General features: G+C 62.4%; 12 protein-coding genes. 4 read left to right on the forward strand and 8 right to left on the reverse strand.

The annotated features are described in order from the left end of the window. Positions 1-2 precede the first annotated feature (2 nt). From AC1RM7_RS20565 to AC1RM7_RS20575, 3 genes are read left to right on the forward strand one after another with little or no spacing between them, the layout of a single operon-like run. On the forward strand, positions 3-1112 hold the full coding sequence (locus AC1RM7_RS20565) for a microcin C ABC transporter permease YejB (protein ID WP_006022747.1): 1110 nt from the start codon (positions 3-5) through the stop codon (positions 1110-1112). Beyond that, positions 1109-2287: an ABC transporter permease gene (locus AC1RM7_RS20570; protein ID WP_006022746.1), complete on the forward strand. Its 1179-nt coding sequence runs from the start codon at positions 1109-1111 to the stop codon at positions 2285-2287. The genes AC1RM7_RS20565 and AC1RM7_RS20570 overlap by 4 nt, the downstream gene beginning before the upstream one ends. Before the next feature lie 7 nt (positions 2288-2294). After that, positions 2295-3932 (forward strand): ABC transporter ATP-binding protein, encoded by a 1638-nt coding sequence (locus AC1RM7_RS20575; protein WP_024919613.1) that lies wholly within the window; start codon positions 2295-2297, stop codon positions 3930-3932. A 3-nt stretch (positions 3933-3935) separates the two neighbouring features. Here the strand turns inward: AC1RM7_RS20575 and AC1RM7_RS20580 are convergent, their stop codons facing one another. Both AC1RM7_RS20580 and AC1RM7_RS20585 read right to left on the reverse strand, forming a co-directional pair. Beyond that, positions 3936-4793: a C40 family peptidase gene (locus tag AC1RM7_RS20580; RefSeq protein ID WP_024919612.1), complete on the reverse strand. Its 858-nt coding sequence runs from the start codon at positions 4791-4793 to the stop codon at positions 3936-3938. Continuing rightward, entirely contained in the window at positions 4786-6162 is a 1377-nt protein-coding gene (locus AC1RM7_RS20585) for a leucyl aminopeptidase family protein (RefSeq protein ID WP_024919611.1), read from the reverse strand. The genes AC1RM7_RS20580 and AC1RM7_RS20585 overlap by 8 nt, the downstream gene beginning before the upstream one ends. A gap of 215 nt (positions 6163-6377) precedes the next feature. Between AC1RM7_RS20585 and AC1RM7_RS20590 the strand changes: the two genes are divergently transcribed. After that, a complete protein-coding gene (locus tag AC1RM7_RS20590) occupies positions 6378-7184 on the forward strand; it encodes a tetratricopeptide repeat protein (protein ID WP_024919610.1) in 807 nt (268 codons plus the stop codon). Positions 7185-7250: 66 nt separating this feature from the next. Here AC1RM7_RS20590 and AC1RM7_RS20595 read toward each other — a convergent pair whose 3' ends face one another. Genes AC1RM7_RS20595 through AC1RM7_RS20620 form a run of 6 tightly spaced genes read right to left on the reverse strand, consistent with a single transcriptional unit; the run spans position 7251 to position 14205 of the window. Continuing rightward, positions 7251-8228 carry a type II secretion system F family protein gene (locus tag AC1RM7_RS20595; RefSeq protein ID WP_006022741.1) on the reverse strand — a complete coding sequence of 326 codons (978 nt, stop codon included), beginning with the start codon at positions 8226-8228 and terminating at the stop codon, positions 7251-7253. Positions 8229-8237: 9 nt separating this feature from the next. After that, the gene (locus tag AC1RM7_RS20600) at positions 8238-9209 is read right to left on the reverse strand and encodes a type II secretion system F family protein (RefSeq protein ID WP_024919609.1); all 972 of its coding nucleotides are present in this window, start codon (positions 9207-9209) and stop codon (positions 8238-8240) included. A gap of 8 nt (positions 9210-9217) precedes the next feature. Continuing rightward, on the reverse strand, positions 9218-10672 hold the full coding sequence (locus AC1RM7_RS20605) for a TadA family conjugal transfer-associated ATPase (protein ID WP_024919608.1): 1455 nt from the start codon (positions 10670-10672) through the stop codon (positions 9218-9220). Between the two features lie 21 nt (positions 10673-10693). Further along, the gene (locus AC1RM7_RS20610; protein WP_006022738.1) at positions 10694-11956 is read right to left on the reverse strand and encodes a CpaE/TadZ family protein; all 1263 of its coding nucleotides are present in this window, start codon (positions 11954-11956) and stop codon (positions 10694-10696) included. After that, positions 11953-12690, reverse strand: a complete 738-nt coding sequence (locus AC1RM7_RS20615; protein ID WP_024919607.1) for a CpaD family pilus assembly protein — start codon at positions 12688-12690, stop codon at positions 11953-11955. The genes AC1RM7_RS20610 and AC1RM7_RS20615 overlap by 4 nt, the downstream gene beginning before the upstream one ends. A 21-nt stretch (positions 12691-12711) precedes the next feature. Continuing rightward, positions 12712-14205, reverse strand: coding sequence for a type II and III secretion system protein family protein (locus AC1RM7_RS20620; protein WP_492837415.1), 1494 nt, complete (start codon positions 14203-14205; stop codon positions 12712-12714). Positions 14206-14211 lie beyond the last annotated feature (6 nt).

Genomic DNA, 14211 nt, shown 5'->3' on the forward strand with positions numbered 1-14211 from the left:
CCATGACCGCGTATATTGCCCGCCGCATTCTGCTGATGGTTCCCACACTGCTGGGCATCCTGTTCGTGTCTTTCGTTGTGGTGCAGTTCGCCCCCGGCGGCCCGGTTGAGCGGGTGATCGCTCAGCTTTCCGGCTCGGACACCGGAGCCAGCTCGCGCATTTCGGGATCGTCCGGCGGCGATTTCGCCTCGCGGCCGCAGGCCGGGGCGTCGGCTGATGCGGTGTCTTCAAAGTATCGCGGTGCGCAGGGGCTCGATCCGGATTTCGTCAAGAGCCTCGAAAAGCAGTTCGGGTTCGACAAGCCTGCGCCGGAACGCTTCGCGCTGATGCTGTGGAATTTCGCGCGTTTCGATTTCGGCAAGAGCTACTTTCGTGACGTCAGCGTGATCCAGCTCATCAAAGAGAAACTGCCGGTTTCGATGTCTCTCGGCATCTGGATGACGCTACTGACCTATCTGATCTCGATCCCGCTCGGAATCCGCAAGGCCATTCGGGACGGCTCGAAATTCGATACCTGGACATCGGGCATCATTATCATAGGCTTCGCGATCCCGGGCTTCCTGTTCGCAATTCTGCTGATCATCCTGTTCGCAGGCGGATCGTTCTTCGACATCTTCCCGCTGCGCGGGCTGACCTCGGACGGCTGGTCGCAATTCCCATGGTACCAGAAGATCACCGACTATTTCTGGCACATCACGCTGCCGCTGGTTTCGATGGCGCTCGGCGCCTTCGCGACTATGACACTGCTGACCAAGAACTCGTTTCTCGATGAGATCCGCAAGCAGTATGTGATGACCGCGCGCGCCAAAGGGTGCAGCGAAACGCAGGTGCTTTACGGTCACATCTTCCGCAACGCAATGCTGATCGTGATCGCCGGCTTTCCGAGTGCGTTCATTCACGCGTTTTTCTCCGGCTCGCTGCTGATCGAGACGATCTTCTCGCTCGATGGCCTCGGGTTGCTTGGTTTCGAGAGCGTGTTGAATCGCGATTATCCGGTGGTGTTCGGTACGCTGTTCATTTTCTCTCTGGTCGGTCTTGTGGTGAATCTGATTTCTGATCTTGCCTATATGTGGATCGACCCCAGGATCGATTTCGAGGCGCGCGAGGTATGACGATCGCCCCCGTCCCGCCCGTCGAGACCACGGCCTTGTCGCCGATGGGCGAAGCCGTGCCGCCGTCGCGCCACCCGCTCGGCATATCGCCGCTCAACCAGCGCCGCTGGCGCAATTTCAAGTCCAACCGGCGCGGCTACTGGTCGTTCTGGATTTTCGCACTGTTGTTTCTTGTCTCGCTGTTCGCAGAACTGATCGCCAACGATCGCCCGTTCCTGATCAAGTTCGACGGCAAACTGTATTTCCCGGCCTTCGTGACCTATCCCGAAACCGCATTCGGCGGGGACTTTGAGACGGCTGCGGACTACCGCGATCCGTATCTGCAGAAACTGATCAAGGAAAAGAACGGCACGGTGATCTGGCCGCTGATCCGCTATTCCTACAGCACGCATAATCTCGATCTGCCGACGCCGGCGCCGTCGAAGCCAACATGGATGCTCACCGAGGCGCAATGCAAGGCGGTGGTCGAGAAGAAGGGCCTGCGCGGTTGCCGCGACCTTGAGTATAACTGGCTCGGCACCGACGATCAGGGCCGCGATGTGGTGGCGCGCCTGATCTACGGCTTCCGGATTTCGGTGCTGTTCGGCCTCACGCTGACGATCATTTCCTCCGTGATCGGCATCGCCGCCGGCGGTGTGCAGGGCTATTTCGGCGGATGGGTCGATCTTGGTTTCCAGCGCTTCATCGAAGTGTGGACCGCGATTCCGTCGCTGTATCTGCTCTTGATCCTGTCATCGGTGCTGGTGCCTGGCTTCTTCGTGTTGCTCGGAATTCTTTTGCTGTTCTCCTGGGTGTCGCTGGTGGGCCTCGTGCGCGCGGAGTTCCTGCGCGGGCGCAACTTCGAGTACATTCAGGCGGCAAGGGCGCTGGGTGTCTCGAACGCCACCATCATGTTCCGGCATCTGTTGCCGAACGCCATGGTGGCGACCATGACGTTCCTGCCGTTTATCGTCTCGTCGTCAGTGATGACGCTGACGGCGCTGGATTTCCTCGGCTTCGGTCTGCCGCCGGGTTCGCCGTCGCTCGGCGAATTGTTGTCGCAGGGCAAATCGAATGTGCAGGCGCCGTGGCTCGGCTTCACCGGCTTTTTCTCGGTCGCGATCATGCTGTCGCTTCTGATTTTCATCGGCGAGGGCGTTCGCGACGCCTTCGACCCGCGCAAGACGTTCAGGTAAGGCCATGTTGGATTCCATCAACCAGCCCCTGCTCGATGTCCGCGACCTGTCTGTGGCGTTCCGTCAGGCCGGCAATGAAAGTATTGCAGTCGACAAGATTTCGTTCTCGGTCGAGCGCGGACAGTGCGTGGCGCTGGTCGGGGAATCCGGTTCGGGAAAATCCGTCAGCGCGCTGTCTGTGCTGAAGTTGCTGCCGTATCCCACGGCGCATCATCCGAGCGGAAGCATCCGCTTCAAGGGGCAGGACCTGCTCAAGATGAGCGAGAACGAGATTCGCGGCATTCGCGGTAACGACATCTCGATCATTTTCCAGGAGCCGATGACGTCCCTCAATCCGCTGCACACCATCGAGGCGCAGATCAGCGAAGTGATCTATCTGCACAGCGGCGTGCGCGGCGCGGCGGCACGGGCGCGGACACTTGAGCTTCTGACGCAGGTCGGCATTCCGGAACCTGAAACGCGCCTCGCCAGCTATCCGCATCAGTTGTCCGGCGGACAGCGCCAGCGCGTGATGATAGCGATGGCGCTGGCGAACGAGCCTGACCTTTTGATCGCCGACGAGCCGACCACTGCGCTTGACGTCACTGTGCAGGCGCAAATTCTCAAGCTCCTGGCCGATATCCGCGAGCGCCTCGGCATGAGCATGCTGTTTATCACCCACGACCTCGGCATCGTGCGGCGTATCGCCGATGTGGTCTGTGTCATGAACAACGGCAAGATTGTCGAGCAGGGGCCGGTGGAACAGGTCTTCACCGCGGCCCAGCATCCTTACACCAAGGCGCTGCTGGCGGCGGAGCCGAAGCCGGATCCCGCGCCGCCGCGGCCGGAATCGCCGGTGGTGATGTCGTCCGATGATTTGAAGGTCTGGTTTCCGATCAAGCGCGGGCTGCTGCGCAAGACCGTCGGCCACATCAAGGCGGTCGATGGCGTCAGTGTCAGGGTGCGCAAGGGTGAAACGCTCGGCGTGGTCGGCGAGTCGGGTTCGGGCAAGACCACGCTCGGCCTCGCGTTGCTGCGCCTGATTTCATCGAACGGGCCGATCGTGTTTCTCGGCAAGGATATTCAGGGCCTGAAGTTCAAGGAGATGCGTCCGGTCCGGCGTGACATGCAGATCGTGTTTCAGGACCCGTTCGGGGCGCTCAGCCCGCGCATGTCGGTCGGCGACATCGTTGCTGAGGGCTTGGGTGTGCATCAGCCGTCGCTGAGCGAGAACGAACGCGAGGCACGGGTGATCAAGGCGCTGAAGGATGTCGGTCTCGATCCCGCGACGCGCTTCCGTTATCCGCATGAATTCTCCGGCGGCCAGCGTCAGCGCATCAGTATCGCACGCGCCGTGGTGCTGGAGCCGAACTTCGTGGTGCTGGACGAGCCGACCAGCGCCCTCGACATGCTGTTCCAGGCGCAGATGGTCGATCTGCTCCGCGAGTTGCAACGCAAGCGTGACCTGACCTACATGTTCATTTCGCATGACCTGCGCGTGGTGGCTTCACTGGCGAGCAACCTGATCGTGATGCGTCACGGCAAGGTGGTGGAAGAAGGTGCCGCGGCGGATATCTTCAAGAATCCGAAATCCGATTATACGCGCGCGCTGTTCGCCGCAGCGTTCAACATCGAAGCCGCGCCGAACATCGTGCCGGATTTGTGAAAGTTAGCGCAACCGTTTGATGCTGGTCACGTCGCTGCCTTCGGCCTTGATGCGCGCGATGGCTACGTCTGTCGGCTCGATGGCTGTCGCCATGTGGTGCGCGTTGGCGTGGACGATGGTGCTGCCATCGCGCACGATTGCGACATGGCCCTTCCAGAAGATCAGATCGCCGCGTTTGAGATCATGCCATTGCGACGGTGGCAACGCCGTTCCCAAAGCGCCTTCCTGCATGTCGCTGTCGCGCGGCGCGGCGATGCCCGCGGCGGCGAGCGAGGTCTGGACCAGTCCCGAACAATCGATGCCGAGGCTCGTCCTGCCGCCCCACAGATAGGGCGTGCCGACGAAGCGTTCCGCAATGGCAACGAAATCCATCTCATTGGTGTTAAGCGGCGCCACATGCTGCGCAGGCAGATAATGCCGCTGGCTGGTGATGACGAAGCCGCCCTCGGTCTTCACGACTTCGATATATGCGCCGAGCGGCAGGCTTTCTACCGGCGGCAGCTTGATCGAAGGTCCCGGAAACGCGAAGGTGCGCAGCGCCGTGACTTTGTGCGTGGGTGTCGAGCGCGGCTGAACCAGCGCATTGTCGGGGAGCCATCCGACATAGCCGTCAGTCTTGAGCTGGCCCCACGCCCATCCTTCCGCATCGCGATCGTAGATGACGACGCGCTCGCCCTTCAGCGCCTCGGTGTCCAATGCTGCGTCGTGCGAGGGCTCGCGCCGGACCGGCGCAATGGGATCGAAGACTTCAAACTCGATCCCTTCGGCGAATCGCGCCGCTGTCACCTTGCCTTCGAGATGCTTCGCGGCAAGATCAGGCCGTGCGGGTGTGAGCCTGGGGTCGCGGGGGAGATCAGCCATACCGCTCGCTCAACAATTTGTAGATCGCGCGCGCGGCTTGGCATTCGCCGCCTTCGGGACGGGCGGGCTTCGCCGAGGGCGTCCAGCCGTAGATATCGACGTGCAACCAGCTCTTGGCACTTTCGACAAAGCGCTTCAGGAAAAGCGCGCAGGTGATCGACCCTGCGAATGCGCCGCCCGGCGCATTGTTGAGATTGGCGGTCTTGGAATCCAGCCACGAATCGTACGGCATCCACAGCGGCATCCTCCACAGCGGATCGTTCTCGGTGCGGGCGTGGCGCGCGACGTCGGCTGCGAGCGTTTCGTCGTTTGTGTAGAACGGCGGCAGGTCAGGCCCCAGCGCGACGCGCGCAGCACCGGTCAGTGTGCCAAGATCAATCAGCAGATCGGGCTTCTCCTCGTCAGCCAGCGCCAGTGCGTCGGCGAGCACGAGGCGTCCCTCTGCATCGGTGTTGCCGATCTCGACATTGACGCCCTTGCGCGAGGGAAAAATATCGAGCGGGCGAAAGGCGTTCCCCGCGACAGAATTCTCGACAGCGGGAATCAGAACACGCAGGCGAACCTTGAGTTTCGCATCCATGATCATCTGAGCGAGCGCGAGCACGTTGGCTGCGCCGCCCATATCCTTCTTCATGATCAGCATGCCGCTCGACGGCTTGAGATCGAGCCCGCCGGTGTCGAAGCAGACACCCTTGCCGACCAGCGTCACTTTCGGATGCGATGCGTCGCCCCACGTGATGTCGATCAGGCGCGGCGCGCGGGTCGATGCCATGCCGACCGCATGGATCAGCGGGAAATTCTGTTTCAGCAGGTCGTCGCCGATAATGCAGCTATAGGCCGCGCCGAACTTTTCGGCGAGCGCCTGTGCGGCCTGCGCGAGTTGGTCCGGCCCCATGTCGTTGGCGGGTGTGTTGATGAGATCGCGCGCCAGTGCCGCGGCGTCCGCCATGCGCGTCAGTTCAACCATGTCGATGCCGTCGGGCGGGACGAGTCGTGCGCCGGGTGCATCGTTCTTGCGGTAGCGATTGAACCGGTAACTGCCGAGCGCAAAGGCAAGCGCTGCAAGCCGGGTGTCGTGCGGCTGATTCGTAAAACTGTAGGTGCCCGCGGGCAGCAGGCCGGGCAATTGTCCCGGCCGGAAAAGATCGCGCCACTCGCTGGAGGCATCCTCTATGCCGAACACGACATGGGCGAGCGATCCATCCTCCGCCGGCAGCGCGAGATACTGGCCGGGCTTTGCGGTGAAGGCATTGGCCGCCGCGAACCGCCGGGCCGCGGCGGGAAGGGTAGCGCTGACGGCGTCCCAGGTCGATTTGGTGGCAAAGGTAATGGGGACGGCGGATGAGGCGTTCTGGAAGGCTGGATGCATGGAGTTCCCGGACAGGGTGCGTGACAGATGCTCACTATAGCAGCGCGGCCGCACTGCGCAGCAGGCCCAAGATCGTGTTTTTACATGTCTTTCCGATCGGGAGGCGCAGGGGCGGGCACCGTCGCCGCTCGGGGGAATTAACCAGCCATTAGGGTTAACAGTCTATTGCTGGCGTCATCCGGCTTCGCCAAACCTCGATAGCGAGTCCAAGCGTCATGCGTAATCCATCCCGTTTCGCCAGGTACTTTGGGTCCGCCGCGGTCGCAGCGCTCCTCGCGACCAGCCTTGGCGGCTGCCAGACCGCGCGCTCGCCCGATATTACCGGATCGCTCAATGCCCGTGCCGAAGCAGGGCCGGGTGTTGCTTCGCGCGATGAGATCGAGGCTTACGGCGAACGCTACCGTGCCAATCCGCGCGACGCCGCGGCCGCGCTTCAATATGGCCAGTCCCTGCGTTTGAACGGGCAGCGCCAGCAGGCCGTTGCGGTGCTGGAGCAGGCGACCATCGCCAACCCTGGCAACAAATCGTTGCTGGCAGCCTATGGCCGCGCGCTGGCGGACAACGGAAATTTTCAGCAGGCGTTCGACATCCTGACCCGTGCCCATACGCCGGCAAATCCTGACTGGCGCATTCTGTCGGTGCAGGGAACGACGCTCGATCAGCTCGGCAATCACGAGGAGGCTCGCCGCTATTACGCGAGCGCGCTGAAGATTGCCCCGGAAGAGCCATCGGTGCTGTCGAATCTCGGCATGTCCTATGTTCTGTCCAAGGATCTGCCCAAGGCCGAGTCGGTGCTGCGCAGGGCCTATAATCGCGGCTCGGCGGATTCCCGCGTTCGCCAGAATCTTGGACTGGTGGTCGGGCTTCAGGGACGCTTCGCGGAAGCCGAAACCATCGTGAAGGCAGACCTTCCCGCTGAAGAGGCGGAAGCCAATGTCGCCTATCTGAAGCAGATGCTCAGCCGCGATGGCGGCGGACGAGGTCCGCGCACAACGGCCGTGGCAGAGCCCAGCCGTTCATAGGCCACGCTTCATTTCTGCTGTCTTGAGGCTGAACGATGTCGCGGCGCCTGACCGGCGCCGCTCACATCACTTCATGTATTCCGAGACCTTGATGCCGGTCGGGCCGAGAATGACCACGAACAGCACGGGCAGGAAGAACACGATCATCGGCACGGTCAGTTTCGGCGGCAAGGCGGCCGCCTTCTTCTCGGCCTCGTTCATGCGCATGTCGCGATTTTCCTGAGCCATCACGCGCAGCGTCTGTCCCAGCGGCGTGCCATAGCGCTCCGACTGTTGCAGGGCCAGACAGACGGACTTCACGCCCTCCGTGCCGGTCCGCTTGGCGAGGTTCTCGTAGGCCATCTTGCGGTCCTGGAGATACGAGAGTTCCGCGGTCGTCAGCGAGAATTCCTCCGCCAGCGCGATCGACTGGCTGCCGATCTCCTGGCTCACCCGGCGAAACGCCGCTTCGATCGACATGCCGGATTCGATGCAGATCAGCAGCAGGTCGAGCGCATCCGGAAATGCGCGCCGGATCGACAACTGGCGCTTGGTAATGGCGTTCTTCAGGAACAGCATGGGCGCCTGCATGCCAAGCCATGTCGCGCCCAGGCACATGCCGATTTTCATCGCCGTCGGCTGCTGCATGTTCGAGATCACGAACACATAGAGAATGGCGCAGATCAGGAACACGATCGGCATGACAAGGCGGAAGAAGAGAAACGTGACGTAAGGCGCCTGACCGCGATAGCCGGCCATCACCAGCTTGTCGCGCGCTTCCTCCTGAGCCACCCACTTGCCGAGGTTGAAATCGTCGACCACCCGCTGGACAACCTGTTTCGGCGTCTGGCGCAGCGAAACTTTCTCGTTGCGGTTGAGCCGGTCGCGTTCGCGCTGGCGCATCCGCTCGCGTTCGCTGGCGACGGCTTTCATGCGCTTGGCCAGTCCGTCGCCGGCGAACATCGGCGCCACAACTGCGTAGGCTGCTGCTGCGGCGGCGATCGCCGCCATCAGCATCGTCATGAACCTGGCGTCGTGGAACTTTTCGATGAGAAGATCGACCATGGTTCCTCGTCAGAAATCGAAGTTGATCATTTTTTTCATGACCATGATGCCGGTCGACATCCAGAGCACGCAGCCCGCCAGCATCAGCCGTCCGGTCGGATGGGTCCAGAGCAGTGAGATGTATTCGGGCGTCATGATGTAGACCATGAGCATCACGAGCGGCGGCAGCGCGCCGATGATGCCGGCCGAGGCCTTGGCTTCCATCGACATCGCCTGAATCTTGGCCTTCATCTTCTTGCGATCGCGAAGCACCTTCGAGAGATTGCCGAGAGCCTCCGACAGGTTGCCGCCCGACTTGGTTTGAATCGCGATCACGATGCCGAAGAAGTTGGCTTCCGGCAGCGGCATTCTGTCGTAAAGACGCTGGCAGGCGTCGCCAAGCGGCATGCCGATGGTCTGGGTTTCGATGATCGCATTGAATTCGCTGCGCAGCGGCTCCGGCGCATCGGCGGCAACGACCTTGATCGAATCGAACAGCGGAAGGCCGGCCTTGATGCCCCGGACGATGACGTCGACGGCGTCCGGCAGGGCATCGAGAAACTTGGTTTCACGGCGCTTCTTGAGAAAGCCCAGCACCCAGCGCGGCAATCCGAAGCCTGCGCCCAAGCCAAAGCCCAGCGATGCGAGTGGGGGCGCGCCTGCAAGATAGGACCCGATCAGAGCGGCCGCGCCGAGAACCCCCGAGCCGATCATGAACTGCTGCTTGGTCCAGCTCATGCCCGCCTGGGAGATACGGTTCTCGATCGAAATCTTCTTGGACTCGGCGAGCCGCTGTTCAAGCTCCTTGATCGAGTCTTCGACAGCTACGCGACGCGTGCGCGACCGGTCGTCGATGCGCAATGCAGGTTCGGCGCGCGCAAAGGACTGGACGCGCTTCTCGGTCTGCTTCTCGCCGGAGAGTAGCGGATAGATGAAAACCCATGCGAGACCGCCCACCGTGACGGCGGAGAGGAAAGCCAGTGCCAGCGCCTGCATGTTCATGGGCGCTCCTATACCTCTGCAACTTCGGCTGCATCGAGCGCCGCGGCGAGCCGCTTTTCCTCATTGTAGTAGCGGGCACGTTCCCAGAACTTCGGACGTCCGATGCCGGTCGAGCGATGCCGGCCGATAATGTTGCCGTTCAGATCTTCGCCCATCAGGTCGTAGAGGAAGATGTCCTGGGTGATGATGGTGTCGCCTTCCATCCCCATCACTTCGGTGATGTGGGTGATACGGCGCGAGCCGTCGCGCAGGCGGGCTGCCTGTACAATCACGTCGATCGAGGCGCAGATCATCTCGCGGATGGTGCGCGACGGCAGAGAGTAACCGCCCATGGTGATCATGGATTCGCAGCGCGACAGGGCTTCGCGGGGATTGTTGGCGTGCAGCGTTCCCATCGATCCGTCGTGGCCGGTGTTCATCGCCTGCAACAGGTCGAACGCCTCGGGTCCGCGGACTTCGCCGACGATGATACGTTCCGGCCGCATACGCAGGCAGTTCTTGACGAGGTCGCGCATGGTGACCTGGCCTTCGCCTTCGATGTTCGGCGGACGCGTTTCGAGGCGCACGACATGCGGCTGCTGCAATTGAAGTTCCGCTGCGTCTTCGCAGGTGATGACGCGCTCGTCCTCGTCGATGTAGTTGGTCAGACAGTTCAGCAGCGTGGTTTTACCTGAGCCGGTGCCGCCGGAGATCAGCACGTTGCAGCGCACCCGGCCGATGATCTGCAGGATCTGAGCGCCTTCGGGCGTGATCGCGCCGAATTTGACCAGTTGATCAAGCGTCAGCTTGTCCTTCTTGAACTTACGAATGGTGAGCGCGGGGCCGTCGATGGCCAGCGGCGGCACGATCGCGTTGACGCGCGACCCGTCGGCGAGACGGGCGTCGCATATCGGCGAGGATTCGTCGACGCGGCGGCCGACCTGGCTGACGATGCGCTGGCAGATGTTGAGAAGCTGCTGGTTGTCACGGAAGCGGATGCCGGTCTTCTGGATCTTGCCGCCGACTTCGATAAAGACAGTGCCGGCGCCATTCACCATGATGTCGGCGATGTCGTCGCGCGCGAGCAGCGGTTCGAGCGGGCCGTAACCGAGAACGTCGTTACAGATGTCGTCGAGCAGTTCTTCCTGCTCGGCGATCGACATCACGATGTTCTTGATCGCGATGATCTCGTTGACGATGTCGCGGATTTCCTCGCGCGCGGACTCGACGTCGAGCTTTGCGAGCTGTGCGAGGTCGATGGCCTCGATCAGCGCCCCGAAGATCGTGGCCTTGACCTGATAGTAGGTGTCCGAGCGCCGTGCTTCGACGACAGGAGCGGGTGTGGAGGTGCGGGCAGGCGACAGCGGCGGCGATGTGACGTTCGCCACCGCCGGCTTTGCGGCGGCCGGTGTTGTCACGTGCCCACGGTCCGCGGGCTGAGTCCCCCGGCCATCGACTTCTGATCCGCTACGCTTACCAAACACGACGGTACTCCACGCGAAAGTCTATTTGGCCCGGAGCTTTCCGAGCAGAGGTGCCAGAAACGAATTGCGCGGCTTCTTGGCTTCGCCACGGCCGGTCAGGCGCTGCGCGATCTGCAAGAACATCTCGGATGTGCGGTGATTGGCGGCGATTTCCGCGATCATCTGTCCATTGTTCGCAGCTGCGCCGAAGATTTGCGGCTCAAACGGAATGGTCACGATCGGCGGGCTTTCGATAGCCTTCGCGAATTCGCTGGTGTTGATCTCGGGCCGTTTGGGAACACCGGCCTGATTGATGCAGTACAGAGGTGCCCTGTCGTTGGGCCGCGCGGCCTTCAACGTATCGAACATGTTCTTGGTGTTGCGCAGATTGGCGAGATCGGGGGTCGCGACGATCAGGATATCGTCGGCGCCGACCAGCGCGCGCTTGGTCCATCCGGACCACTGATGCGGAACGTCGAGAACGATGCAGGGCATCGTCGTGCGCAGCGTATCGAAGATCGAATCGAACGCATCCGCCCCGAAATCGTACACCCGGTCGAGGGTCGCAGGCGCGGCGAGCAGGCTGAGATGGTCGGTGCACTTGGAGAGCAGCCGGTCCACAAAAGCCGTATCGATGCGGTCGGGAGAGAACACGGCGTCGGCAATCCCCTGCGGCGGGTCCTGATTGTAATCGAGGCCCGCGGTGCCGAAGGCCAGATCGAGATCGGCGACCACCGAATCCAGCGCCAGATCGCGTGCGATCGCCCACGCAACGTTATGCGCCACGGTGGATGCGCCCACGCCGCCCTTGGCGCCGACCACGGCAATGATCCGTCCGACGGCCTTGGCTTCCGGAACCGAAAACAGGCCGCAGATCGAGCGGACGACATCGAGCGGCGCAACCGGTGCGATGACATAGTCGCTGATGCCGCGGCGGACGAGTTCACGGTAGAGAACGACGTCGTTGACTTTGCCGATCACGATCACCCGCGTACCGGCGTCGCAAACCGTTGCAAGCTGATCGAGGCCCGAAAGGATGTCGTTGCGGCCCTCGGTCTCGAGCAGGATCACGTTGGGGGTCGGCGCTGTGCGGTACGCCTCGATGGCAGCCGCCATGCCGCCCATCTGAATCTTGAGATGCGCCTTGTCCAGCCGCCGGTCTTCGCCGGCAGCCTGTACGGCTGCCGCGGTTTCAACAGTTTCGCAGAAGGCCTGGACGGACACGCGCGGCGCTGGCGCGATATGCTCCTCGGCGGCGGTCGAGGCCGCCCCGTCCTCCTGATCCTGGCGCGCGTAACTAATCATTTGCCTACTTCGCTCAGTTTGGCCTTCTCGGCTTCAGGATATGCGGTCGTCGTCGTGTTGCCCTTGCGGTACTTGTCGAAGGCGACGTTGCGACGAGGTGTATAGGCCGGCGTTTCGGCGCGCGGCTGGACGAGATCGGACGGATTGTCGACCATCGCTGCAAGATTGCGCTGACTTGCGCAGCCCAGATTGTAATACGGCCGGTTTTCGTAATAGCTCTTGTTCTTGATGGAAGGGCCGAGGTCTTCCGGCCAAACGCCGCAGGGACCGGCATCCGCGACGATCCGCGGATAGTTGACCCGGATTGTCGCAAACTGCCGGGGATCGGCCGGACGATAACTCCTGACGGTGATGCCGCGCGGCGGCACACCGGCGGCGGCCAGGATGCCCTGGATCTCACGCAAAGAATCGTTCGCCACGCGTGCGTTAGGCGTATTCGCCGGCATATCGATGATGATGCCGCCGGTGCCTTCGCGTAGCCAGGTCTCGGCGACACCGGCAATATCCGAGCGCTGCGCAGCGGTGAGGCCGCCGCGGCCGGTGCCGACGAAGACTTCGGTCGTGCGGTTCGCTTCCTGAACCACGATGGGATGGCGCTGGCGGTAATCGTTCGGGATGCTGCTCGTCGGCGTATCCTGATCGGTGTGCGTGCAGGCTCCCAACGCGGCAGACGCCCCGAGAAGGGCGACCGCGACGCGCAGGCTGCGCTTGAGATTGGGTACTCGCATCGTCATCGTTACTATCCTTGTCCCATCTCAGTCGGTGATGAAGCCGTAAGTGCCGCGATACTTGCGGCCGGGCTCCGCGCGTCCGGGAACGCCGTAGATGCGGTTGATGTTGCCAAGAAGGTCCGACTGCGGGTCCGCAGCGTCGGCGAAGCCGTCGTCAGGACGCGACAGATCCTTCTGCGCGACCGCGCGGACTACGAAGGGCGTCACCAGCACCATCAGTTCGGTGTTGCGGTTGACGTAGTCGCGGCTGCGGAACAGCGTTCCGAGCACCGGCAACTGCGCCAGTCCGGGCAGTCCGTTGATGGATTGCTTGGTCTGTTCCTGGATCAGGCCGGCCATCGCCATCGAGCCGCCCGACGGAATTTCAAGCGTGGTTTCGGCGCGGCGGGTTTTGACCGACGGAATGGTCAGGGTGTTTCCCGACTGATCGAGGGTGATCGAGTTGTCGGGCGACAGTTCGGAGACTTCGGTCAGCACGCGCAGGCTGACCCGGCCTTCGGACAGCACGATCGGCGTGAAGTTCAGGGTAATACCGAACTTCTTGAAATCGATCTGGGTGGTACAGGCCCGCGAGACAGGGTCGCAGGTATAACCCTTGGGAAGCGGGAATTCGCCGCCCGCGACAAAGGTCGCGGATTCGCCGGAAATCGCGGTGAGGTTCGGTTCCGCGAGCGTGCGGACGACGCCGGCGCTTTCCATCGCGCGCAGCGTCGCGGTGACCGCCGGAACGCGCTGTCCAAGCAGATTTGTCGCCGATCCGGCCGCGCCAACCAGACTGTTGCCGGCGACCAGCGGGCGGCCGTATGCGGTGAACGGATTGGTGTTGTTGAAGTTCACGACCGCGGTGCCGTAGTTCATCGTGGCGCTGAGATCGACGCCCAACTGCTTGATGATGTCGCGCTGAACTTCAGCCACGGTGACCTTGAGCATCACCTGATCGCGCCCGCGAACCGCGATGCTGTTCACGACCTTGTCCGGGCCGCCGGCCAGACGTGCCGCCATTTCCTGCGCCTGCTGCGCCTCGACCGGGCTGGCTGCCGAACCCGACAGCACGACGCCGTCGCCGACGCCTTCAATCCGGATATCGGACAGCGGGAACGATTGTTTCAGTGCGGCGCGGACACCGTTGAGATCGCGCGTCACCGCGATATCGTAAGCGGCAATCTGCTGACCGGACGTGTCGAAGAAAACGATGTTGGTCTGACCGACGGCGGCGCCGATGATGTAGGCGCGCTGCGCCGATCGGACCACGGCGTTGGCGATCTTGGGGTCCGCAACCAGAACGTCCTTGATGTCGCGCGGCAGGTCGATAACGACGGACTTTCCGATGCCGAGCGGAAGGAAGCGCGCATTCAACTGGCCGCCATTCGACGCGACAGCCGCGGCTGCCGGCGTGCGGTAGTCGCTCGCGATCACCGGCGACAGGGCCGGATTCAGCGTCAGCGCGGAAACCGCGGCAAACGACAGGGCACGCACCATGAAGGTCCGTACAGGTGCCTGATGTCCCTCTCGCCTCATCGTATC

Source organism: Afipia sp. GW822-FHT03D08, from assembly GCF_058801645.1.